Raw genomic sequence first — 23,589 nt, forward strand, 5'->3', positions numbered from 1 at the left:
TTCACCGGTTCCCAAACCTTCGGTTTGGGAACCGAAGCCATCAAACCGTTGAATCCGAGCTGAACAACCATTGCACTTGCGTGCCTTCGTCTTTAACACTGTCGATTTTCAGCTGCCAACCGTAATATTCACAAATACGCCTGGAAATAGCCAGACCCAGGCCACTGCCCTGACTGGCCTGCCCCCGATAGCCCCGTTCGAATATCCGGTTCAATTCATCCGTATCGATACCCTGCCCCGTATCGGCGACCACAAACGCATCTTCGTAGAGGGAAATCGTCACGCTGCCCTGGCGGGTATAAGTAAACGCGTTTCTGATCAGATTACCCATCAACATCGAAATAACCGGCGGCGAAGCGTTAATGCGGGGCGATCCGTTAAATTTCTTGATGACTTGTACCTGCGGGCTTAACAAATTCCTGTGTTCCTCTGTCAAACGGTCAATGATCGCAACCAGTTCGGTTTTATCGGTTGCTTCATTCATGGACACGGGGCCGCGGGCCAGGCTTAGCAAAGTCGCCAGGCGTGCTTTCATTTCAGTGGCCGAACGTTGCATCCGCTCTACGCGCAGTCTGATATCATCGGGCAGATCGGGGCGCAGCAACAATCCCTCGGCGGCGGCCATGATAATGGCCAGCGGGGTCCTTAATTCGTGGCTGGCATTGCCGGTGAACTCTCTTTCACGCTGGATTAACGCCTGCAGGCGTTCCTTATAGACATCGAATTCCAAAGCCAGCATGCCGACCTCGTCGTTGGTGTAATCCACTGATATGTAATCGGAGGAATTTTCCAGATTCAATGTCCGGATACGCGAAGCCAGCGTCGATATCGGCTCAATGACTTTTTTGGAAAGCCAAAGTCCGGACCAGGCGGACATCCACAGAATAATGACGACGGCGGCAAACAGATACGTTATAAGCTTGTATTCCAGCCTTTCCAGACCGGTATCGTCGTGGACTATATAATATCGGGCCGAGTTATGCGCCTTGATCACGACATCATAACTGTGCCGGTTGTGATCGACGTCATGAATGCCTTCCGGATAGCCCGACAGAAAGCCGATTTCATCCGGCAACTTGCCGCCTGCCTCTTTATATATAATCCAGTTTTTCGACGCCTGCATCGACAGCGCCGGATTACGCTCCGCCTGCTGGATGAAATGATCCAGCTCTCCGATTAGATAAGAGCCTATCATTTGCCTTTCCAGCGAATCAAAGGCCACAATCACGAACGCCACCATCAACGCGCTCAACAACAGCCCCAGCAAGGGATAGGATAGGAATATCCGGAATCTTAGCTTATGCCGATACGGCATGACTTTGCTTCAATTGATAGCCCACGCCTCGAATGGTATGCAGCAATGGAGTGGAAAATGGCTTGTCGATAGCTTGGCGCAGATGATGAATGTGTACGCGTAACGCTTCCCCGTCGGGCGGGCTATCGCCCCAGATGCTGTATTCAAGATGCGGCCTTGAGACAACCTTGGGCGATTGCCTCATCAGCAATTCCAGGATCTGGAATTCAATCGCGGTCAGCTCGATCAACGTCCCGGCCCTTCTGACCTCGCGCGTTTCGGGCATCAGCTGCAAATCGCCGACACTCAATGACGTCGGTTGGTGCAGGCCGGCAGTGCGGCGCGCCAATGCATCAAGCCGGCACTTTAATTCCTGCAATGAAAAAGGTTTAACCAGATAATCATCCGTACCGTGCTCAAAACCGCTAAGCCGGTCTTCCAAGGTATCGCGCGCGGTCAGCATCAACACCGGCACCCAGTTGCCGGCATCATGGCGCAAGCGCCGGCATAGCTCCAACCCGTCCATGCCCGGCAGCGTCAAATCCAGAATAACCGCATCATACTCATTGACCACGGCCAGATGCAGACCGGTAACCCCATCGGCCGCGGTATCTATCGTATCGCCCTGAAGCTCAAGAAAATCGGCCAGTTCGCTGCATAGATCCTGGTTGTCTTCAATAATAAGTAAACGCATAACGTCAGGCGTCTTGCAGTTAGCCGTTAATTGCGTTCTTTTTTGATGATATTGCCTTTGCCATCGATGGTAAGGCTCCACTCCTGATTGTTCGAGACGACCGTCAAGTCGTACTCCTCCCCCGGGCCGTTGGGATTGACGATTAATATCGCTTCCTTGATTTCAAACGTTGTAAACTCGGCTTTCAAATTGGCATCGACAGCTTCCGGCATCAGATTCATGGCATCGATTTTTTCGCCGCTGACATAAAAATGCCCGTTTTCCCTATAAAGCTCAATCAGATCGCTCTCGCCGTCCTTAAAATGAATTTCATACACCGCCTGGCCAAAATGTGTCTTTCGTTCGGCCTCGATATCCGCGGCATTGGGGTGTTGTTCATGAATCCGGGCCATGATTTTTTCGGGAATGGCTTCTTTTGCCACAACGGCGGCACCGACGGCGAATGCGGGCATAGCCAGGACTAAAAAACCGAGGTTTAAAAGATATTTGCGCATTTATATGTACCTGATAAGTAAAATATAGTGACAGAACAGCCGCTCACAATCCCTTTCACCGAATGCGATTGCAAAGCCTGCCTATATTACTCGCCCGATTCCAACTTTCCAATCTTTCAAACGCCGACTGAAAGCCGATAGCGGTAACAAGGCGGTATTCCGGGTACGCACTTTATTTAGAAAGTACCGGTAATATTTGGTAAACTGCGTCCGCGAAAGCTTACAATTCAGGAGCCCAGCATTTTGGCCATAATGCTTAAATATCAACTTGTAACTGCGTTGTCACAGATTGCCAGTGAGAATACGGGCGGCAAACAGGCCATGGGTAACGGCCGGCGCCGGAGTTTTTACCGTATATCAAATCAAAACCGCTTTGAATTTCATGCTCCGCGTTATACCCTTCCATCAGATCAGAAACGCCATACAAGCGGTTTCTTGCCGTTCCGTATCCATCATTCCTTGCTCTCATTCCACATTCGACGCCGCCGGAGCAATATCAGGAGCGAGGCACAATCAACAAGGCGCACACCATCGGCATGCCGACCACCGCGGCAAGCGTATGGCGGGCTAACCCTATTGGAAGTTTTGTAACCGTCATTTATGCCCGATAGCAATCCGTGAAATTCTCTCTTACTTCGCCTTTATTTACAGGCAAAAACATTCCGAACCTATTGCGGGTTTATCGCTGGCCCGATTTGCCCAAATTAGCCGGATTGATGCTGACATATGCGCTATCGGTCTACATCGTACTGCGTTATTTGACTATCGATTCAACCACCATCTCCATCACCTGGATCCCCAGCGGGGTGGGATTAGCTGCCTTACTGTCCGGCGGCCGGCGATACTGGCCGGCCCTGTTGACCGGCTCCCTGCTCGGCCGCCTTGCGCTCGGGCATGCGCTGCCGCCATCCTTATTCGTCGCCTTGAGCAATACCATCGAACCCTTGCTCGCCGTCTGGCTGCTCAGGCAGGGATTCGCCCGAAAATGCGGAAGTCCGCATCGATTCGACCCTTCATTGATGCACCCGTGCGACTATTACCGGCTGGCGCTGGCCGGCGCGACGGCCGCCGCCGCGGCGGCGCTGATCGGCGTCACGGCATTCTGGCAGGCCGGCCTGCTGACGCTGCAAATGCTGCCGGACAGCCTGCTGCACTGGTGGATGGGCAACACGCTGGGCATTATCCTGGCGGCGCCGCCGATCCTGGTATGGCGGCAAGCGCCCGGCGACTGGTTTAAACACCAACGCGCGCTTGAGGCACTGGCCTGTTTCGGCCTGGCCTTTTTGGCCGGCCAGTTTGTCTTTCTGGATTGGTTTGTCGATGACCTGGGCGGTTTTGCCAACGGCTTCATCATGTTCGCCTTTGTGGTCTGGAGCGCCGTGCGTTTCGGCCGGCACGGGGTCTTGTTGATCATCGGCATGACGTCTATGCAAGCCCTGCTGGGCGCGTTAAACGGCGTCGGCTTTTTTGCCGCCGACATCGCGCAAACCGGCCTGATCAATTTTTGGCTCTATACCCTCGAACTGACGATCGTAGGCATGGCGCTGGCGCTGGTCATCACCGCACGCGCCCAGGCCGAGGACGAGCTGCGCATCAGCGAGGAACGCTGGAAGTGCGCCCTGGAAGGCGCCGGAGACGGCGTATGGGACTGGAATCTGCAAACGCATGAAACCTTCCTTTCCGCGTACTGCAAGGACATAGTCGGCTTGCCCTGGAATGAGCGGAAAAACAGTGACGAGGACTGGCAGTCAACCATATACCCGGCTGACTATGAGCGCATGATGGCCGATCTGCAAGCCCATCTCGACGGCCGGACCGCCGCTTTTATCAATGAGCACCGCATTCTCTGCCCCAATAACAACTGGAAATGGCTGGCCACGCGCGGCGTAGTAGTCAGCCGCGGCGAAGACGGCAGGCCGCTGCGCATGATCGGCACGCATAGAGACATCAGCAAACGCAAGCAGCTGCAGTGGCGACAGGTGCATACCATCCTGGAAGCATCGCCTGAATGCATGCTGCTGGTCGATCATGACGGCGTCATTCTGTTCGCCAATCAGGTTGCCGCGCGAATCTTCGCCTATCCGATCACCGAACTGATCGGCCTTGATGTTGACGCGCTGGTGCCGAAGCTCTCCCGAGCTGATCATGGCCGACAGCGCGCCGAATACATGCAGACCCTGCACCCACGGCCTATGGGACACAATAACCGGCTGGCCGCGGTCCGCAAGGATGGCTCCGAATTTCCCGTCGAAATCAGCCTGAGTCCGGTCGAGCTCGATAATCGCATGACCGTCATCGCCTGCGTCATCGATATCACCGAACGCAAACAATTCGAGCAGAAACTACAGCTTTCGGCCACCGTCTACCGGGCCATCGGTGAAGCGATCATGATAGCCGATGCCAATAACCGCATCGTCGCCATCAATCCGGCATTCACGCAGCTGACCGGCTATACCGAGAAGGAGGCGGTCGGCCGATCGACCAAACTGCTTAAATCCGGCCGCCATGACATCGCCTTCTATCGGGACATGTGGCATACGCTGGAAAAAACCGGGCGCTGGCAGGGGGAAGTCTGGAACCGGCGCAAAAACGGCGAGGAATATTTCGAATGGCTGATGATCAACACGATTTACGACAGCACCGGCAATGTCCAGCAACGCATCGCCATCTTCTCGGACATCACTGATCAGAAATTGGCCGAACAGACGATCTGGAAGCAGGCCAATTTCGATCCGCTGACCGGCCTGCCGAACCGCCGCCTGTTCCAGGACCGGCTGGAACAGGGCATCAAGAAAAATCACCGCACCGGCCTGCCGATGGCCTTGATGCTGCTGGACCTCGACCGCTTCAAGGAAGTCAATGATACCCTGGGCCATGACATGGGCGACATCCTGCTCACGGAAGGCGCCCGGCGTCTGATCAGCTGCGTGCGCGAAACCGACACCGTCGCGCGCCTGGGCGGCGACGAGTTCACCATTATCCTGAGCGAACTGGACAACCCCGGCAATGTCGAACGGATTGCCCAGGACATCCTGAAAAAGCTGGCCGAACCGTTCCATTTGAAGCACGAAGTCGCCTATGTCTCCGCCAGCATCGGCATCACCTTTTATCCCGATGACGGCGAAGGCATCGATACGCTGCTCAAGAATGCCGACCAGGCCATGTACGCCTCCAAAAACCAGGGCCGTAACCGCTACAACTATTTCACGCCGTCCATGCAGGAAGCCGCCCAGACCCGCATGCGGCTGGCCAACGACTTGCGCAGCGCGCTCGAAGCCGGCCAGTTCAGCGTGGTCTATCAGCCGATCGTGGAGATGGCGACCGGCGTGATTCATAAGGCCGAGGCGCTGATCCGCTGGCGGCACCCGACCCGCGGCATGGTCAGTCCGACCGAGTTCATCACCATCGCCGAGGAAACCGGCCTGATTATCGACATCGGCGACTGGGTGTTCCGCGAAGCGGCCTGCCAAGTCAAACACTGGCGAGAACGGCATCATGCGGATTTCCAGATCAGCATCAACAAATCGCCCATTCAGTTCCATAATGAAGGCAACAGCCATGCCGCCTGGTTCGAGCATCTGCAGCAGCAGGGACTGCCCGGGCAAAGCATCGTCGTCGAGATCACCGAAGGGCTATTGCTCGATGCCGGCATAGCCATCACCGACCAGCTGCTCGAGTTTCGCGACGAGGGCATACAAGTCGCCCTCGATGATTTCGGCACCGGTTACTCGTCATTGTCCTACCTGAAAAAATTCGACATCGACTACCTCAAGATCGACCGGACCTTTGTCAGCAACCTGGCCTATGGCTCCGACGACATGGCGCTGTGCGAGGCGATCATCGTCATGGCGCACAAGCTCGGCATCAAAGTCATCGCGGAAGGCGTGGAAACGCCGCAGCAGCGCGACCTGCTGACCACCGTCGGCTGCGATTACGGCCAGGGCTATCTGTTCTCAAGGCCCGTGCCGGCCGATGAGTTTGAAGCCCTGCTCATTAGTGACCACATCACGGAAAACGCCCCATGCTGACCGTTCGCCGGCTTGCCACTGATAGTTTAGCGCGGCATTTGCCCGACTTGCCGCTGTCGACAACCTGCTTTCAGGTAACACCACCTTGACCCGATTACTGATTTACCGCTGGTCCGATGTGCCCTGGCTGGCCGCCCTGGCACTCGGCTATGCGCTGCTTGCCAAAATCGTGCTGGACTTTTTTTCCGCCAACGGTGTCATTTCTGTCATATGGCCATCCAGCGGCCTGGCGCTGGCCGCGCTGCTGCTCGGCGGCCGAAAGTACTGGCCCGGTATTTTTGCCGGCGCCCTCGCCGGCGCCCTGATGGCCGGCTGCACTGCCTGGGTCGCCGCGTTTATTGCCGCCGGCAATACACTGGAGGCATTCGTTTGCCTGCAGGTGCTATTCCGTTCCGGGCACTTCGATACCGCTTTGACCCATCCCCGGGATTTCCTCTGGCTGACCCTGGCGGCCGCCGCCGGCGCCTGCGTCAGCGCCCTGACCGGGACGACGACCTTGCTGCTGACCGGATTCCTGACCCGGCAAACGCTGGCGCCCGGCCTGCTGCATTGGTGGCAGGGAGACATGCTGGGCATCATACTGGCAACACCGCTGATATTAATCTGGCGCAGGGCGCCCCCCTACTGGCTTGGGCGGCAACGCGCGCTGGAGGCCGCGGGCTGTTTCGGCCTGACCTTTATTGCCGGCCAGATTATCTTCCTCGGCTGGTTTCACGACATCGTGGGCGATTCGCTGAAAGCCTTTTTAATCTTCCCTTTCATCACCTGGAGCGCTGCCCGTTTCGGCCGTCACGGCGTGCTGCTGGTGATCGGCATCACGGCGCTGCAAGGCCTGCTGGGCTCGATTCACAAAGTCGGGTATTTCGCCAGTGAGTTCCCCCAGATCCACCTGAGCAACTTTTGGCTCTACCTGATCGTGCTGACCCTAGTCGGCATGACCCAGGCGCTGACCATTTTCAAGCGGCGGCAAAGCGAGGCGGCGCTGCGTACTAGCGAGGAACGTTGGAAATTTGCCCTGGAAGGGGCCGGCGATGGCGTATGGGACTGGGATTTCCGGACCGGCGAAATATTCTTCTCCGAACGCTGCCATGAAATACTGGGTTACACGGAGGAAGAACGCCAAGGCGGATACCGGCATTGGCAATCGACCATCCATCCCGAGGACTATGCGCGCATGATGCAGGACCTGCACGCGCACCTGGACGGCAAGACCCGGTATTTTAACAACGAGCACCGCGCCCGCTATCGCGACGGCAGCTGGAAATGGCTGCTGACGCGCGGCATGGTAGTCAGCCGCGACGCCTCCGGCAAGGCCTTGCGCCTGATCGGCACGCAAACCGACATTACCGAACGCAAGCGGCAGGAAATGGCGAATCGCTCGCACAGCCAGGTGCTGGAGCAGGTATCGAAAGGCCTGCCTCTGCCGGACATTCTGGCAACCCTGGCGCTGAGCGTGGAGGTGCAAAATCCCGCCATGCGCTGTTCCCTCCTGCTGCTGGACGGCGACGGCAAGCATCTGTTGACCGGCGCCGCGCCCAGTCTGCCGCATTACTATAACTCAGCCATTCACGGCACACCTGTCGGCATCGGCGCGGGCTCTTTCGGCACCGCGGCCTGCACGGGCCGGCGCGTCATTGTCGAGGATATCGCTTCTCACCCCTACTGGCAGTCCTACAAAGCCCTGGCCGCCAGCGCCGGCCTGGGCGCATGCTGGTCGGAACCCATCATGACCGCGGCCGGCAAGATGCTCGGCACCTTTTCCATTTACCACAGCACCACCAAAGCGCCGGATGCCGCTGAAATCGACTTGCTCGAGCAGTCCGCCAAGCTGGCGGGCATCGCGATTGAAAGACAACTGGCCAGCGATGCGCTGCGCGAGAGCTCGCAATATCTGCGTACGATCATCGAAACCTCGCCTGAATGCGTGAAATTGATTGACAAGGATGGCACACTGCTAGCGATCAACGCAGCCGGCCTTAAAATGATCGAAGCCGACAACGAGGCCGGCGTTGTCGGGCAAAACGTTTATCCCGTCATTGCCCCCGAGTATCGGGATGCCTTCCGTGAGCTAAACGAGCGGGTCTGCCAGGGGCAGAAAGACACGCTCGAATACGAAATCATCGGTCTGCACGGCACGCGCCGGTGGATGGAAACCCATGCCGTGCCGTTCTCGAGCAAGCCGGGCGAGAAACTGGTCCAATTATCCATTACCCGCGACATCACCAAGCGTAAAGAAGCCGAGGTTCTGATCTGGCAGCAGGCGAATTTCGATCCGCTGACCGGCCTGCCGAACCGGCGCATGCTTTATGACCGGCTGGAACAGGCCTGCAAGAAATCGCGCCGCACGGGCCTGCCGCTGGCGGTGATATTTCTGGACCTCGACCGCTTCAAGGAAGTCAACGATGCATTGGGACATGACATGGGCGACATTCTGCTGATCGATGCGGCACAACGCCTGCGCGGCTGCGTGCGCGAAACCGACACCGTCGCGCGCCTGGGCGGCGATGAATTCACTATTATTCTGACCGAAGTGGACGACATCAGCATCGTCGAACGCATCGCGCGCACGATCCTGCAGAAACTGATCGAACCGTTTCACATGAAAAACGAAGTGGCTTATGTCTCGGCGAGCATCGGCATCACCTTTTATCCCGATGACGGCGAAGGCATCGACACGCTGCTCAAGAATGCCGACCAGGCCATGTACGCCTCCAAAAACCAGGGCCGCAACCGCTACAATTATTTCACGCCGTCCATGCAGGAAGCCGCCCACAACCGCATGAGGCTGGCCAACGACTTGCGCGGCGCGCTCGAAGCCGGCCAGTTCAGCATGGCCTATCAGCCGATCGTGGAGATGGCGACCGGCGTGATTCATAAGGCCGAGGCGCTGATCCGCTGGCAGCACCCGATCCGCGGCCCGATCAGTCCGGCCGAGTTCATCACCATCGCCGAGGAAACCGGCCTGGTTATCGACATCGGCGACTGGGTGTTCCGCGAAGCGGCCTGCCAGGTCAAACACTGGCGTAAGCTGTACCGGCCGGATTTCCAGATCAGCGTCAACAAATCGCCCATCCAGTTCCATAACGAAAACAGCAACCATGCCGCCTGGTTCGAGCATCTGCAGCAACAGGAACTCTCCGGGCAAAGCATCGTCGTCGAGATCACCGAAGGGGTATTGCTCGATGCCAGCACGGCCGTCACCGACCAGCTGCTCGAATTTTGCGACGCCAGCATACAAGTGGCGATCGATGATTTCGGCACCGGTTATTCGTCACTGTCCTACCTGAAAAAATTCGACATCGACTACCTCAAGATCGACCAGTCCTTTGTCAGCAACCTGGCCTATGGCTCCGACGACATGGCGCTGTGCGAGGCGATCATCGTCATGGCGCACAAGCTCGGCATCAAGGTCATCGCGGAAGGCGTGGAAACACCGCAGCAACGCGACCTGCTGACGACCGTCGGCTGCGATTACGGCCAGGGATACCTGTTCTCGAAACCGCTGCCCGCCGAGGCATTTGAACGCCTGCTCAGCAGTCAAAACGCAACCCAACCGGGCAATTTGCAATGATATAATCGGTTTTTTTTTAAGGCACTGCTAATATACAGTGATATACCGGCCGGAAAATTCGCACCATCCGGCAGGCCGAACCCGATTCAGAATACCGTCGCGCTAACGGTATTTTGCCAAACCGCTGTCATTACAATTTAATTGCGCAACATCAGTAAGACAAAATGGCCCATAACCCACAACTCTCTTCAAAACCGGAAACCCTCATTTCCGTTTTGAGCCTTCTCGGCATCGGCGCCTATCTGATACTGCGTTATGCCCTCGACGCGGGCAATGAGTTCTATACCCTGTCGGGCCATGCCTCCCTGACCTCGCCGCGCGCCGACACGTACTCAGGCCGGTTCAGTTTTCGTATTTTGCAACAGGAACTGCCGCTGATCGCCGTGCTGATACTGGGCGGCGTGCCGTTGCTTTACCAGCTGCTCGGCAAGCTGTTCCGGCGCGACCTGGGCGCCGACCTGTTGGCCGGCATATCCATCGTCACGGCCGTTCTGCTGCATGAATACCTGGCGGGCAGCCTGGTCGTGCTGATGCTGGCCGGCGGCGCGGTACTGGAATCCCAGGCCGTCCGCCGGGCGTCTTCGGTGCTGGAAGCGCTTGCCCGGCGCATGCCGTCCATCGCGCACCGCAAAACGGACGATACGATGACCGACATCACCACCGAGCAGGTTGCTATCGGCGATATCTTGCTGATCCTGCCCCATGAAATCTGTCCTGTCGACGGTACGGTCGTGGAAGGCACCGGCACGATGGACGAATCCTATCTGACCGGCGAGCCGTACATGATGTCGAAAGTCAACGGCTCGCAAGTGCTGTCCGGCGCGATCAACGGCGAAACGGCGCTGACCATTCGCGCCGATAAACTGGCCGTCGACTCGCGTTATGCCAAGATCATGGAGGTCATGCATTCCTCCGAGCAGCACCGGCCCAAACTCAGGCGCCTGGGCGATCAGCTGGGCGCCGTCTACACGCCGGTGGCGTTGACGCTCGCGCTGGTGGCCTGGTCGGCCAGCGGCGACGTGATCCGCTTTCTGGCCGTGCTGGTCATCGCCACGCCCTGCCCTTTGCTGATCGGCATACCGGTCACCATCATCAGCTCCATTTCGCTGGCGGCACGGCGCGAGATCATCATCAAGAACCCGGCCATTCTGGAGACTCTGGGCACCTGCCGCACGGCTATCTTCGACAAGACCGGCACGCTGACCTACGGCCGCCCGGCCTTGACTGCCCTGATTCCCGGCCACGGCCATAGCGCACAGGCCGTGCTGTCACTGATTGCCAGCCTGGAACGCTATTCCAAGCATCCGTTATCCGGCGCTATAATCAAAGCCGCCGAAAAATCCGCTTTGCCATTACTCAAGGTTAGCAATATCATGGAACTGCCCGGAGAAGGGCTGAGCGGCGAAGTGGATGGAAAACGGGTCCAGGTCACCAGCCGCCAGAAGTTGCTTGCCCTTCAGCCGGAAGCGCGGTTACCGCCCGTTTGTGGCGGTCTGGAATGCATTGTACTGATTGATGGCGCCTACGCGGCCACGTTGCAATTTCGCGATGAAGTACGCGCCGACAGTTCATCCTTCATCAATCACCTGCATCCCAGCCATCTGTTTGACCGGGTTATGCTGGTTTCGGGCGACCGGGAATCGGAAGTCCGTTATCTGGCGGAACAGGTCGGAATTGAACATGTGTACTTCGGACAGAGTCCTATACAAAAACTGAATATCGTACGCCGGGAAACCAAAGCCGCGAAAACCGTATTTCTGGGGGACGGCATTAACGACGCCCCGGCGTTGACCGCCGCGACCATCGGCATTGCCTTTGGCCAGAACAGCGACATTACCGGCGAGTCCGCCGATGCCGTGATTATGAACAGCTCGCTGCTGAAAGTCGACGAACTGTTCCATATCGGCGAACGCATGCGGGCGATTGCCCTGCAGAGTGCCATAGGCGGCATGTCGCTCAGCGTGATCGGCATGATAGCGGCAGGCCTGGGCTATCTGACGCCGGTCGCGGGCGCCATTACCCAGGAGATTATTGATGTCTTTGCGGTATTGAATGCCTTAAGGGCGGCGATACCGCCGAAAACCCTCTCTGACTATTAATGTCGTGTAGTTCAGCGCTCCCGTCAGAGAGAATACTGTCAACTTTATGAGATTGGACTAAAAAAATGATAATGATTACTTTATCCTCTACTAGGTCACACTCTCGGCAACAACACCTGTACCGCCTGCACGCAGGCCTTCATTCCTATCTGCCGAGTATTTTCCAGTTGTTGAGAAAACTGCTGTTGCTCGGCGCCTTGTTCATGCTGTTCAGCACCAGCGGCATGGCCATGAGCGATGATCATGACCGGGCCAAGGAACTGCTCGACGACGGCATTGTGCAACCGCTTGAAACCATCCTGGATCTGTATGTCGAAAAATACCCGGGGCCGGTCATGGATATCAAACTGGAAAGGAAAAACAAGCTGATCTTTTATAAAATTGACATCGCCGACAATAACGGTATCGTGAAAACTTTAACCATTAACGCGCAATCCGGTCAATTAATACAACCTGAATTGGTTCTGGCCAAAAAGAAGGGCTCTAAAAAACGTGCAACCGCCACTAATTGAAAATAGACGGGATTTAACCAGTTGAAGGAACAATCCGTATGAAATCGTTGCAACAACGTCTCGGCGTTGCTCTATTGATCAGTTTAACAGCCACATTTACGGCTTTATGGTGGCTGACCGACGGCACCCTACAGGATATCGCCGAAAAGCATGTCGCATCGCGTCTGGCGCAGGAAGCCGAAAATGTGCTGGCGGCAACCCGGATCGATAACACCAAAAAAATCGGGCTCGACAAGGAACAGATCAACCCGGCCTACCAGCAACCCTTTTCAGGTCAGTATTACCAGCTATACAGCGATAACGAGATCATGCGCTCGCGTTCGTTATGGGATATGGACCTGTCCATTCCGAATTTGGCAGCCGGCGAAAAGCGCCGGCTTTATCTGTCCGGCCCGCAGCAGCAGTCCTTGCTGGTCATGGCCTATGGTTATGACCGGCACGACCGGACCATCGTCGTTGCTGTTGCCGAAGACCTGTCGCCGACACTGGCGTTCATCGAACCGTTTCAATTGCGTTTTCTGATCATCGCGGTGACCCTATTGCTGCTGCTGATAGTGATGCAGACCCTTATTATCGGCACCGTATTTCAGCCGTTAAAGTCCATGCGGCGCCAACTCAGCGCTTTGAAACGAGGCACGATCACCCGACTCGATACGACCGAAGCGCCCAAAGAGGTATCGGCGCTGGTCGATGAGATCAATTGGCTGCTGCAGGCACTGGAACAACGCGTGCAGCGCCCGCAGAACGCCCTTGATGATCTGGCTCAGGCGTTAAAACCATCGCTGGAAGAACTGCCGCAATTGCCTGACGAAGAGCCCCTGCAAACCGAGCCTGAAATCAGCCAGCCTTTAGCGGAAGAAACCGCCGGCAGCGGTTGCCCGCTGGAGTCGTCATTCCTGGAGGATCCGGAACCTTCGCTGATGAAACTTGATATTGAGCAGGAAATATTGACCTTGATCAACGCCCTGCAAAGCATGTACCGGGATAAGAATCTGGACATTATCTTTATCATGCCGAGAACCGATGTCTTATTGATCGATAGTGAAGATATGCTGGAACTGTCCAGCAGTCTGCTCAAAAACGCCTGCAAATGGGCCCAGTCCAGAGTCAAGCTGAGCCTTGAAATCGATGAGGCCATTTACCTGAGAATTGAAGATGACGGACCGGGCATTTCCGACACCGATATGCTTGAGCACACTCCGGCCAATATGCTCCCGCACCAAGGCCTCGGCGATTACGGCATCGGCCTGTCCACGGCGCAATCCATTGCTAAACACCATGGCGGAGAGCTGAAATTTCATCGCTCCCGCGACTTGGGCGGATTCTGCGTGGAAGTCGTTTTACCCCTGACCGAGCCGTTGTAAGCCTGCTGCGGCCTGATCATTCAAGAAACCGCAGGGGACGCAACGTGCATCTTTTCAAAATCTTAGGATGTGCTGACCCAAAGTAGGCGCTCCAGGCGACGCAGTGAAGCGCATCGCTCGCGAACGATGCGCCTCCTGTCGTCGGCACATCCTATGTTTAAACAGGGAAATTATTTATGACCAAATCCTTAATGGCGTTTTGAAGGCATTCAATAGCACCAATACATACCCCGCCGGGCCAATTACCCCATTGAACCAACTTGAACCAATCGTATTTTTCCAAGGACATCCCATGCCCAGCCCTCACCCGGAAACACATCGCACGCATCGCATCGGCTGGCTGCGCGCCGCCGTTTTAGGCGCCAACGACGGCATTGTATCCACCGCCAGCCTGATCGTCGGCATCGCCGCCTCCAATGCCGCCCATACCGAGATCATGCTGGCCGGCGCGGCGGGCCTGGTGGCCGGCGCCATGTCGATGGCGGCAGGCGAATACGTATCGGTCAGCTCCCAGGCCGATACCGAAACGGCCGATCTGGCCCGCGAACGCCGGGAACTCGACGCGGACGAACCCCATGAGAAAAAGGAACTGGCGGCGATCTATGTCATGCGCGGACTGGAGCCGTCATTGGCCGAGCTGGTTGCCGAGCAACTGATGCGGAACAATGCCCTGGAAGCCCATGCGCGCGACGAACTGGGCATCTCGGCGACCGTGAGCGCCCGCCCGGTCCAGGCGGCGTTAACCTCGGCCGCCACCTTTGCCGTGGGTGCGTTTTTGCCGCTGCTGATCGTATTGATTGCCCCCGCTGTCCATTTAATGGCCTCCGTCATCGCAACATCATTGTTGTGCCTGGCTCTGCTGGGCATGCTGGCGGCCCAAACCGGCGGCTCAAGCTTGGTCAAGGGTGCCTGCCGCGTCACCTTCTGGGGCGCGCTGGCCATGGGTTTGACAGCCCTCGTCGGCTCTCTCTTCGGCACTGTCGCGTAATGCCCTGGTGTGTCTATATGATCCGTTGCAGTGACGGCTCGCTTTACACGGGCATCACCAATGATGTCCAAAGACGCTTTCAGCAACATACCGATGGCCTGGGCGCCAAATATTTTCGCGGGCGCCAACCCGAAGCCCTGGTTTATGTCGAAACCGGACATGACCGCAGCTCCGCCAGCAAACGCGAAAGCGCCATCAAGAAACTGCCCCGTACCGAGAAACTGCAACTGCTTGCCTCGGCCATGAACCAGATTACCGCTATGCCTTCATGAAAATTCTCTATCAGGATGACCACTTCGTTGCCATCGACAAACCGGCCGGCCTGCTCGTGCACCGCTCCGAAATCGACCGGCGTGAAACCCGGTTTGCCGTGCAGATATTGCGCGACCAGCTTGGCCGCCACGTATTTCCGGTGCACCGGCTCGATAAACCGACCGCGGGGGTGCTGCTGTTCGCATTAAATTCGGACGCGGCAAGAGCAATGACGGCCGTCTTCATGGGCGACGGCATCGGCAAAACCTATCTGGCCGTGGTGCGCGGCCACACCGCCGAAACCGACACCATCGATTATCCGCTGAAGGAAGAACTGGACAAGATGACCGATGCCAAAGCCGACCCGGACAAGCCGGCCCAGGCCGCCGTCACGCATTACCAGCGCCTGGCGACAACCGAGCTGCCTCATGCCGTGGGACGCTACCCGACTTGCCGTTATTCCCTGCTGCGAATAACGCCCGAAACCGGACGCAAGCATCAGATCAGGCGGCATATGAAACATATCTTCCACCCCATCGTCGGCGACACCACGCACGGCGACGGCCGGCATAACGATTTTTTCAGAAACCATTTCGACTGTCATCAACTGTTATTGGCGGCGACCGGCCTGACATTCACCCACCCCTATTCCGGCGCCGCCGTGAATATCACCGCTCCGCTCGATCAGGCCTACAACCGCGTCATCGCGGAACTGGGCTGGAAGCACGTGCCCTTACCGATTTAAAGCACACCGAAAACACGCCGCTCACAAAGCCACAAAGCCACAAAGCCACAAAAATGATCGGCTCGGGGTGACGGGATTGCGCCCGTCACCTCTGCCACACCACCGGACATGCGGTTTTCCGCATCCGGCGGTTGAATCCAACGGCTTAGGCCGTTGATAGTTCTGATGGTACACATAACCCATATTGTCTCAACGTGGCATTACTCAACGCTCTGTGTAGTGCTGGGCTTTTCGCTATTCGCCAAGCTCCGCGTGTACTGTTCGCGGTTTCTTGTTGCCTTGGTGTCGCACCTAATCGGCGCAAAGCCTTCAGTCGCCCCTTTTTGTTATGCCAGCGTAACCAGAAACATTTTCGCATATGACGGCGCGTCCAGCCTTCCCATTTCAGGAGATGTTGGCGGTCGGTAGTGAGTTTGAAATAATTCCACCAACCTACAACGTATTGCCGCCACTGCTCAACCAACTCGTTACTGGTCAAGCTTTGCCGAGCATCCCAGAGTTCGCGTACTTTGGCTTTATAGCGGTCGATACTTTTTTGGCTAGTCGCGATTTCGTATGTTTCCGTTATTCTAAAACCAAGAAACTGACTATCCCAAGGTCGCCCCGTTCCGCTTTTGTTTTGGTTGACGGTCAGGCTTAAGTGCTTTTCTATCCATAACGTCAGACTTTTCAAGACTCGTTGCGCACTGCGTTCGCTACTCACATAGAGGTAAATATCGTCTGCGTAGCGGCAAAAACTCAGTTCTCGCTTTTCCAGTTCTTTGTCCAATTTGTCCAGGTAAATATTTGCAAGCAAGGGACTCAACGGGCTACCTTGCGGAACTCCTTTATACCGTCGTTCTACTTTTCCGTCTTTCACTACACCCGCTTTCAGATACGCTCTTATCAGGCCTAACACTTGGCGGTCTGATATTTTCCGGCTGATTTGATGCAGTAAAAATATCGTGATTCACTTCATCGAAGAACGCCTTGATGTCGATGTCCACTACCCAACTTTTACCCTGCTGAACAAAATTTCGAGCTTGTTTCACGGCATCCTGCGCGCTGCGATAAGGGCGATAGCCATAGCTATATTGACTAAACCCGCTGTCGAACTTTTATCGTTAAGATTTGTTGCATCGCTTGCTGTATGACTCGATCTTGCACCGTCGGTATCCCCAGCACGCGCTCGCCTCCATTCGGTTTTGGAATGGTCACCGCTTTCACGGGACTCGGGATATAACTTCCCTTTCTTAACTTGGCTTCTATTGCTTCCCAGTGCTGCTCTAAATGCTGCTCAGTCTCTGCAATGCTTCGCCCGTCTATTCCTGCTGCGCCTTTATTGCGCTTTACCGCGTCAAACGCTTCTTGCAGGGTTAGCCAGTTGAACATGGCATCCATCAGTAACTCTTCTGTCATTTTCTCTTTCGCCTTTTACCGCTAATCGTAGCTTGCATCCCACGCGATCTTGTTCGTTAAAGAATCCACTTTACTAGTTGATTTCCCGCCAAGGGGGTGGTTGCCGCAGTTGCAACGCCCGCTTGTTTCAGAATACTATGCGCGTCCGATTAGCCTCGTTGGGTTTAATGAACTTGATTCTTCAGCCCTTCGCTCCATGCCCATTACAGGCACTTCCTCACTACTACGGCCTCTGCTGACTTCTCCCAAACTCTCATTTAGGAGATCTCCCCAGGTAAGGTGCCTAAACTGTCTGCCCGTGCCGCCAAGCTCTACTTGATGTGTCTTTCGGTAACGGTTGGATTTCGTGTTTCCTAGCACACTCATCGCCCACATCCGGCCTCTCTGCTTGTTCGTGTTCCTACGGTCGTGCATTTGCTATCCGCTTCTTTCAGGCTGGCCTCGCGGCTTCCCCCTTGCGGTTTCGCTACGGTTGTCGTTACTACTTCCGGTTACCTCCTTTCAGGTAACTAGTTTTGGCCCATGCTGGGCACACTAGGGTACGCAGTGCGTACCTTTTGAGAAGCATGGATACTGAATGAGAATAATTCCACCTCTGCTATTTTCCCTGACTTTTGTCATATACAGCTGTTTTTTAACCGTTAAACTTCGATAAATTCTTCTTGATCAGACCATGGACAGAGGTATTTATGAAAAAAACTTCCGTTTGGAAAGACGATGCCGAAGCCAGTCATTACAGTCCTCTGCAGACAGATTTAAACGTGGATGTCGCGATTATCGGCGGCGGCATTACCGGCATAACCGCCGGCTATCTGCTAGCGCATGCCGGCAAAAGCGTTGCCGTGCTTGAAGCGCAGCAAATCGGCGGCGGCACCACCGGTTTTTCCACCGGCAATCTCTATGCCGTTGTCGATGAGCGGCTTTATATACTCCAATCCAAGTTCGATACCGATACCATTCATGACGTGGCCGCCTCGCGCACTGCCGCCATCCAGCAAGTTGAAAACATCATTCGCGGATTTTCCATTGATTGTGATTTCCACAGAACGCCTTTTCGCCTGATATCGGAAACCGAAGACGACACCAGCACCCTGCAAAGGGAATACCAGGCCTGCCTGGAAGCCGGCCTGGAAGCCTACATAGACACCATGGCTCCCGTGCCTTTCTATATCAACGCCGCGCTTCGCATCGATGACCAGGCGCAATTCAATCCCATGCAGTATGTCAAGGCGCTGGCCACGCATATCCAGGGGACCGGCTGCGCGATATTCGAACACAGCAAGGTCGTCAGCATCAAGGAAGGCTCGCCGAATATCCTGTATACGGAAAACGGCTCGGTGACAGCCGAAAACATCATCCATGCGACGCATTCGCCGAAAGGCATCATGGCAGTCCACAGCCTGCTGGGACCCTATAGGGAATATGTGCTCGCGGCCAAGCTGAATTCGGGGGATTACCCCGAAGGCATTTGTTGGGTGCTCAATAAGCCCCATCACTATTCAATACGCACCTATACCAGCAAAAGCGGGGAAAGCTATCTGCTGGTCCTGGGCGAACCGCATAAGGTCGGCCAGAAAGAAGCCAACGAAGCCTGCTTTGATAGCCTGGAAGCCTACCTGAGAAGACGTTTCGACGTTAAATCCGTGGAATACCGCTGGAGCGCGCAGCATTATAAAGCGGCCGACAGCTTACCTTACATAGGCGCCCTCCACCCGAAATCCAGCGTTTATATCGCCACTGGCTTCGCTGCGGATGGGCTAACGTATGGCACGCTGGCCGCCATGATCATCAGCGATTTGATCCTGGGCATCAAAAACCCGTGGTCGGAAGTTTATGCCCCCCACCGGCATAACCCGCTCAAGACAGCGGGCCGCTTCATCAAGGAAAACGTTAATGTCTTTGCCCAGTACTTGAAGGATATTCCTTACCATGCCGACGTTGAAACGGTTTCCAGCATCGTGCCCGGCGAAGGCAAAACCGTTGAAATCGAAGGCGAGAAATTCGCCGCCTACCGTGATGAGAGCGCGGAACTCCATCTGGTCTCAGCCGTCTGCACGCACATGAAATGCATCGTCAACTGGAACGAGGAAGCAAAAAGCTGGGATTGCCCCTGTCATGGCAGCCGTTTTACCGTTGACGGCCAGGTGATCGAAGGGCCGGCCATCGCGGACTTGCCGAAAAAAGAAACCAACAACCTGCCATAATTCGCGGAGCATCGGGCATGATCATTACCGCCATTGACTTATTTGCATTTGCGGCCCTACTCGGCGTTTTTCTTTTAGTGTTTATACTGAAAAACAAGGAAACGCCCAAAGCCGTTACTTTTATTCATGGCCCGGTAGCCGCTATCGGACTGATTCTTTTGATCATCTATTCCTTTCAATACAGGCCCGCGCCCATAGCCAGCCTGGCTTTATTCATTATCGCGGCGATCGGCGGCGCGGCCATCAGCGTCCTCGACATTACCGGTAAATCCATCCCCAAATGGCTGGCCTTGCTTCATGGCTCGCTGGCCGTGGCCGGCTTTATTTTTCTGGTGGCATTTGCCTTATAAACCGCCCGTTTCCTGTCACGGGCCTAAGGATTTGGCTGAAAATGACTGCCTGAAACCAGTTCGCGGATGAATTTCCGCTGTAGGTGCGAATTCCCTGGTTTATTCCATGCCCATTACTTAGAGCTGGGAAAACGTCTTTAAGCCCGGCGTCTCCGCAGTTCCCCTCTCAGAATTCGATTGCAAAACCTGACTCCGTGCTTTTAAATCAATACCCATCATCCTGCTATGCTTCGGGATGCAATACTCATCTGTCACAGGATTCGTTTTATGGCCATCAGTGTTTTCGATATTTTTAAAATAGGCATCGGCCCGTCGAGTTCCCATACCGTGGGCCCGATGCGCGCGGCAATGGAGTTTGCCGTTAATCTGGAAAAATCCGGATGCATGGACAAAATTAACCGCATAACGATTGAGTTATACGGTTCTTTAGGCGCCACGGGGAAAGGCCACGGGACAGATAAAGCCGTCATGCTGGGACTTGAGGGCGAGGCGCCGGATTTGATCGATCCTTCGATCATTCAGGAACGTCTCGAAGTCATCAGGCAAAACGGACAGATCCGGTTGTTAAGGCGATGGCCGGTCCGATTCGAGGAAAAAGCGCATCTGCTGTTTCATCGCCGGGCCCTGCCCTATCATGCAAATGGCTTGCGTTTTACCGTTTTCGATTCCTCGGAAACCGAACTGATGCAAAAAGACTATTACTCGATCGGCGGCGGCTTTGTGGTCACGGAACACACGGCGGCGGCAGACCGTTTGTCCGATGACGACACCTGTCTGCCGTATCCGTTTAAATCCGCCGCGGCATTACTGAAACTTTGCGCTACCCATAACAAGCCGATCAGTACGCTGATACTGAACAATGAAAAAGCCTGGCGCGGCGAAAAGGATATCAGGGAAAATCTGCTCAAAATCTGGCAGGTCATGCAGGCCTGCGTGGAAAGAGGAATTCGCGAGGAAGGCACATTGCCGGGCGGCATGAAGGTTAAACGCCGGGCGCCCAATCTGTACCAGCAATTGACCGGCCAGATCCCCCGGCAAACCTCCAGCCTGCCGGTAGGCACGCTGGACTGGGTCAACCTGTTTGCGCTGGCCGTCAGCGAGGAAAACGCCGCCGGCGGCAGGGTCGTGACCGCGCCGACCAACGGCGCGGCGGGCATCATCCCGGCGGTGCTGCATTACTACTGGCGATTCTGTAAAGGCGCCGATGAAGACGGCGTGATCCGGTTTTTACTGACGGCCGCCGCGATTGCCATTTTATACAAGGAAAACGCATCGCTTTCCGGCGCCGAAGTCGGCTGCCAGGGTGAAATCGGCGTCGCCTGCTCCATGGCGGCCGGCGCCTTGGCGGAAGTCTTGGGCGGCACGCCGCAACAAGTCGAAAATGCCGCCGAAATCGGCATGGAGCATAATCTGGGCCTGACCTGCGATCCGGTGGGCGGCCTGGTTCAGGTACCCTGCATCGAGCGCAACGCCATGGGCTCGGTCAAGGCCATCAACGCCGCGCGTATCGCTTTGCGCGGCGACGGAACGCATTTCGTGTCGCTGGATAAAGTGATCAAAACCATGCGTGAAACGGGCGCCGACATGAAAACCAAATACAAGGAAACCTCACGCGGCGGTCTGGCGGTGAACTTGACGGAATGTTGATTAGCGGGGTCTGATCGCGATGAAAACGTCAGGGACGGAGCCTGTCGCCCGCCCGACACGTTTAAGCCTCCGCTTGCCGCCGACTTCGAAAAAATACTGGCCTTGTAGTAGCGCATCGAATAAATCAGGGAATTGTAGGTGCGAATTCATTCGCACTGTGTTGATACCCTGAAGGACACAAGTACCCATAGGGCATAAATAAATCCGCACCTACACCGGAAATTCATCCGCACACTTGAGGAAGTTATTTTGTGCGCGTTCCTTAGTTAAACAAGGCCAGCGCTTTCCGCAGCGTCGACCAGATCCCCCATGCCAGCGGAACCGTGACATACAGCCAGAAGAGCAGCAGGAATAAAAAATCAAGCGGTTTAAAGGACTTTGGTTGGTTCATATCGTTTCCAGAATGTTATTGATCGGCCAAGGGTTGACTGTTCCGGTTTCAGCCGCGCGTACAGGCAGTCGCTGCGCGGGAAACCCCGCCCTCTTCATCGGTCGCCTCGTGCCGCATATGATGTTTTTCATGCACCGGCCTGACCATCAAATTGCAAATAAAGCCCAGGCACAAAATGCCCGCCATGATATACATCGTCACGTTATAGGCGTCCGCCCTGGCAATGCCCTGTTCAATCTGAAACTCGCGAATGTAATTGACCAGCACGGGTCCCAGGACGCCGGCCGTTGACCAGGCGGTCAGCAGCCGGCCATGAATGCCGCCCACGTATCGGGTGCCGAAAATATCGGCCAGATAAGCGGGAATCGTCGAAAACCCGCCGCCGTACATGCTCAGGATGACCGCGTACAACGCGATGAACAAGCCCATGTTGCCGGCCGCGCCCACCGAAGGAACAGTGGCGTAAAGCGCTATGCCGAGCACAAAGAAAATAAAATAGGTGTTTTTGCGGCCGATGAAATCCGATGCGGAAGACCAGAAAAACCGGCCGCCCATATTGAACAGGCTGAGCAGTCCGACAAAACCGGCCGCCGCCGCGGGCGTTACCGCACCCTTGAACATTTCCTGAATCATCACCGAAGCCTGGCCCAGCACGCCGATGCCGGCCGTCACGTTCAGGCACAGTATCAGCCAGAGCAGATAAAACTGCGGCGTTTTTAACGCCTGGTCGATATGCACATGCTTTTTGGTGATCATTTTATTCTCGACCACCGGCGGCACCCAGCCGGCCGGCTGCCAGTTTTCGGGCGGCGTCCGGATGGTCAATGACCCTATGAACATGGACAGGAAATAAATACCGCCCATGACCAAAAAGGTCTCCATGACCCCGACCGAGGCGGCGGATTTAAACTGATCCATCAGCAGTACCGAGAGCGGCGCGCCTATCATCGCGCCGCCGCCGAAGCCCATGATCGCCATGCCGGTCGCCATGCCCCGGCGGTCGGGAAACCACTTGATCAGGGTCGAAACCGGCGAAACATAGCCCAGACCCAGGCCGATGCCGCCGATCACGCCATAACCCAGATAGATCAACCAGATTTGATGCAGGTAAATGCCCAGAGCCGAAATAAAGAAACCGCCGCCGAAGCAGCAGGCCGCCACGAACATCGTCAGCCTCGGGCCCACCTTCTCCAGCCATTTGCCGCCGAAAGCCGCGGAAAGTCCCAGAAAGACGATAGCCAGACTGAAAATCCAGCCCAGTGTGGTTAATTTCCAGTCGTCCGGAGTCGACTCGGTAACGCCTATCACCCGCGTCAACGGATTATTAAAGACACTGAAAGCGTACGCCTGGCCGATACAAAGATGAACCGACAAGGCCGCCGGCGGCACCATCCAGCGGTTATAGCCGGGTTTGGCGACGGTACGCTGTTTCGAAAAAAATCCTGACATCAATGAAATCCTCTGTATTGAACTAAAACTTCCATCTGTGCATTTTTATACAGTTGTCAATTTAAGTGCTTATTATCGATAAAACCGGGTATTACAACAATTTGCCCCA

19 protein-coding genes are annotated in these 23,589 nt (G+C 55.7%); 11 read left to right on the forward strand and 8 right to left on the reverse strand.

The features are described from left to right. Nucleotides 1-40: 40 nt before the first annotated feature. From METMA_RS0122620 to METMA_RS0122630, 3 genes are read right to left on the reverse strand one after another with little or no spacing between them, the layout of a single operon-like run. Entirely contained in the window at nt 41-1,315 is a 1,275-nt protein-coding gene (locus tag METMA_RS0122620; RefSeq protein ID WP_051114378.1) for a sensor histidine kinase, read from the reverse strand. Beyond that, nucleotides 1,299-1,988, reverse strand: coding sequence for a response regulator transcription factor (locus tag METMA_RS0122625; protein WP_020161405.1), 690 nt, complete (start codon nt 1,986-1,988; stop codon nt 1,299-1,301). Before METMA_RS0122625 ends, METMA_RS0122620 begins: the two co-directional genes overlap by 17 nt. A gap of 26 nt (nt 1,989-2,014) precedes the next feature. After that, nucleotides 2,015-2,482 carry a PepSY-like domain-containing protein gene (locus METMA_RS0122630; RefSeq protein ID WP_020161406.1) on the reverse strand — a complete coding sequence of 156 codons (468 nt, stop codon included), beginning with the start codon at nt 2,480-2,482 and terminating at the stop codon, nt 2,015-2,017. A 617-nt stretch (nt 2,483-3,099) separates the two neighbouring features. Here METMA_RS0122630 and METMA_RS26725 point away from each other — a divergent pair. From METMA_RS26725 to truC, 8 genes are all read left to right on the forward strand, one after another. Next, nucleotides 3,100-6,510, forward strand: coding sequence for a bifunctional diguanylate cyclase/phosphodiesterase (locus tag METMA_RS26725; RefSeq protein WP_156830594.1), 3,411 nt, complete (start codon nt 3,100-3,102; stop codon nt 6,508-6,510). 85 nt (nt 6,511-6,595) lie between these two features. After that, nucleotides 6,596-10,081, forward strand: a complete 3,486-nt coding sequence (locus METMA_RS25425) for an EAL domain-containing protein (RefSeq protein WP_020161408.1) — start codon at nt 6,596-6,598, stop codon at nt 10,079-10,081. Between the two features lie 164 nt (nt 10,082-10,245). Then, nucleotides 10,246-12,180: a heavy metal translocating P-type ATPase gene (locus tag METMA_RS0122645; RefSeq protein ID WP_027147552.1), complete on the forward strand. Its 1,935-nt coding sequence runs from the start codon at nt 10,246-10,248 to the stop codon at nt 12,178-12,180. 71 nt (nt 12,181-12,251) lie between these two features. Further along, complete coding sequence (locus METMA_RS0122650) at nt 12,252-12,692, forward strand: PepSY domain-containing protein (RefSeq protein ID WP_156965694.1); 441 nt, start codon at nt 12,252-12,254, stop codon at nt 12,690-12,692. Between the two features lie 38 nt (nt 12,693-12,730). Next, nucleotides 12,731-14,056, forward strand: coding sequence for a sensor histidine kinase (locus METMA_RS0122655; RefSeq protein ID WP_020161411.1), 1,326 nt, complete (start codon nt 12,731-12,733; stop codon nt 14,054-14,056). A gap of 292 nt (nt 14,057-14,348) precedes the next feature. Beyond that, on the forward strand, nt 14,349-15,044 hold the full coding sequence (locus tag METMA_RS0122660; RefSeq protein ID WP_020161412.1) for a VIT1/CCC1 transporter family protein: 696 nt from the start codon (nt 14,349-14,351) through the stop codon (nt 15,042-15,044). A 17-nt stretch (nt 15,045-15,061) separates the two neighbouring features. After that, entirely contained in the window at nt 15,062-15,316 is a 255-nt protein-coding gene (locus METMA_RS0122665; protein ID WP_232216414.1) for a GIY-YIG nuclease family protein, read from the forward strand. Beyond that, on the forward strand, nt 15,313-16,041 hold the full coding sequence (gene truC / locus METMA_RS0122670) for a tRNA pseudouridine(65) synthase TruC (RefSeq protein ID WP_020161414.1): 729 nt from the start codon (nt 15,313-15,315) through the stop codon (nt 16,039-16,041). Before METMA_RS0122665 ends, truC begins: the two co-directional genes overlap by 4 nt. A gap of 145 nt (nt 16,042-16,186) precedes the next feature. Here the strand turns inward: truC and METMA_RS28095 are convergent, their stop codons facing one another. From METMA_RS28095 to METMA_RS26740, 3 genes are read right to left on the reverse strand one after another with little or no spacing between them, the layout of a single operon-like run. Continuing rightward, nucleotides 16,187-16,939, reverse strand: a complete 753-nt coding sequence (locus tag METMA_RS28095) for a reverse transcriptase domain-containing protein (RefSeq protein WP_020161415.1) — start codon at nt 16,937-16,939, stop codon at nt 16,187-16,189. Then, entirely contained in the window at nt 16,869-17,072 is a 204-nt protein-coding gene (locus METMA_RS28260) for an RNA-dependent RNA polymerase family protein (protein ID WP_084254170.1), read from the reverse strand. The genes METMA_RS28095 and METMA_RS28260 overlap by 71 nt, the downstream gene beginning before the upstream one ends. 46 nt (nt 17,073-17,118) lie before the next feature. Beyond that, on the reverse strand, nt 17,119-17,439 hold the full coding sequence (locus tag METMA_RS26740; RefSeq protein WP_020161416.1) for a reverse transcriptase family protein: 321 nt from the start codon (nt 17,437-17,439) through the stop codon (nt 17,119-17,121). Between the two features lie 689 nt (nt 17,440-18,128). Here METMA_RS26740 and METMA_RS0122680 point away from each other — a divergent pair. From METMA_RS0122680 to METMA_RS0122690, 3 genes are all read left to right on the forward strand, one after another. After that, entirely contained in the window at nt 18,129-19,643 is a 1,515-nt protein-coding gene (locus tag METMA_RS0122680) for an FAD-dependent oxidoreductase (protein WP_020161417.1), read from the forward strand. A gap of 17 nt (nt 19,644-19,660) precedes the next feature. Further along, complete coding sequence (locus METMA_RS0122685) at nt 19,661-19,993, forward strand: hypothetical protein (RefSeq protein WP_020161418.1); 333 nt, start codon at nt 19,661-19,663, stop codon at nt 19,991-19,993. A gap of 267 nt (nt 19,994-20,260) precedes the next feature. Continuing rightward, nucleotides 20,261-21,640 (forward strand): L-serine ammonia-lyase, encoded by a 1,380-nt coding sequence (locus METMA_RS0122690; protein ID WP_020161419.1) that lies wholly within the window; start codon nt 20,261-20,263, stop codon nt 21,638-21,640. Nucleotides 21,641-21,902: 262 nt separating this feature from the next. Here METMA_RS0122690 and METMA_RS28100 read toward each other — a convergent pair whose 3' ends face one another. Beyond that, complete coding sequence (locus METMA_RS28100) at nt 21,903-22,031, reverse strand: MFS transporter small subunit (protein WP_020161421.1); 129 nt, start codon at nt 22,029-22,031, stop codon at nt 21,903-21,905. Nucleotides 22,032-22,079: 48 nt separating this feature from the next. Continuing rightward, on the reverse strand, nt 22,080-23,480 hold the full coding sequence (locus METMA_RS0122705; RefSeq protein WP_020161422.1) for an L-lactate MFS transporter: 1,401 nt from the start codon (nt 23,478-23,480) through the stop codon (nt 22,080-22,082). Between the last annotated feature and the right edge of the window lie 109 nt (nt 23,481-23,589).

Source organism: Methylobacter marinus A45, assembly GCF_000383855.1.
GTDB classification, from domain to species: domain Bacteria; phylum Pseudomonadota; class Gammaproteobacteria; order Methylococcales; family Methylomonadaceae; genus Methylobacter; species Methylobacter marinus.

What these genes read in the sequence shown, in the direction of transcription:
- METMA_RS0122620 (WP_051114378.1), bottom strand. Translation starts at nt 1,315, where the DNA reads ATGCCGTATCGGCATAAGCTAAGATTCCGGATATTCCTATCCTATCCC.
- METMA_RS0122625 (WP_020161405.1), bottom strand. Translation starts at nt 1,988, where the DNA reads ATGCGTTTACTTATTATTGAAGACAACCAGGATCTATGCAGCGAACTG.
- METMA_RS0122630 (WP_020161406.1), bottom strand. Translation starts at nt 2,482, where the DNA reads ATGCGCAAATATCTTTTAAACCTCGGTTTTTTAGTCCTGGCTATGCCC.
- METMA_RS0122645 (WP_027147552.1), top strand. Translation starts at nt 10,246, where the DNA reads ATGGCCCATAACCCACAACTCTCTTCAAAACCGGAAACCCTCATTTCC.
- METMA_RS0122650 (WP_156965694.1), top strand. Translation starts at nt 12,252, where the DNA reads ATGATTACTTTATCCTCTACTAGGTCACACTCTCGGCAACAACACCTG.
- METMA_RS0122655 (WP_020161411.1), top strand. Translation starts at nt 12,731, where the DNA reads ATGAAATCGTTGCAACAACGTCTCGGCGTTGCTCTATTGATCAGTTTA.
- METMA_RS0122660 (WP_020161412.1), top strand. Translation starts at nt 14,349, where the DNA reads ATGCCCAGCCCTCACCCGGAAACACATCGCACGCATCGCATCGGCTGG.
- METMA_RS0122665 (WP_232216414.1), top strand. Translation starts at nt 15,062, where the DNA reads ATGATCCGTTGCAGTGACGGCTCGCTTTACACGGGCATCACCAATGAT.
- truC (WP_020161414.1), top strand. Translation starts at nt 15,313, where the DNA reads ATGAAAATTCTCTATCAGGATGACCACTTCGTTGCCATCGACAAACCG.
- METMA_RS26740 (WP_020161416.1), bottom strand. Translation starts at nt 17,439, where the DNA reads ATGACAGAAGAGTTACTGATGGATGCCATGTTCAACTGGCTAACCCTG.
- METMA_RS0122680 (WP_020161417.1), top strand. Translation starts at nt 18,129, where the DNA reads ATGAAAAAAACTTCCGTTTGGAAAGACGATGCCGAAGCCAGTCATTAC.
- METMA_RS0122685 (WP_020161418.1), top strand. Translation starts at nt 19,661, where the DNA reads ATGATCATTACCGCCATTGACTTATTTGCATTTGCGGCCCTACTCGGC.
- METMA_RS0122690 (WP_020161419.1), top strand. Translation starts at nt 20,261, where the DNA reads ATGGCCATCAGTGTTTTCGATATTTTTAAAATAGGCATCGGCCCGTCG.
- METMA_RS28100 (WP_020161421.1), bottom strand. Translation starts at nt 22,031, where the DNA reads ATGAACCAACCAAAGTCCTTTAAACCGCTTGATTTTTTATTCCTGCTG.
- METMA_RS0122705 (WP_020161422.1), bottom strand. Translation starts at nt 23,480, where the DNA reads ATGTCAGGATTTTTTTCGAAACAGCGTACCGTCGCCAAACCCGGCTAT.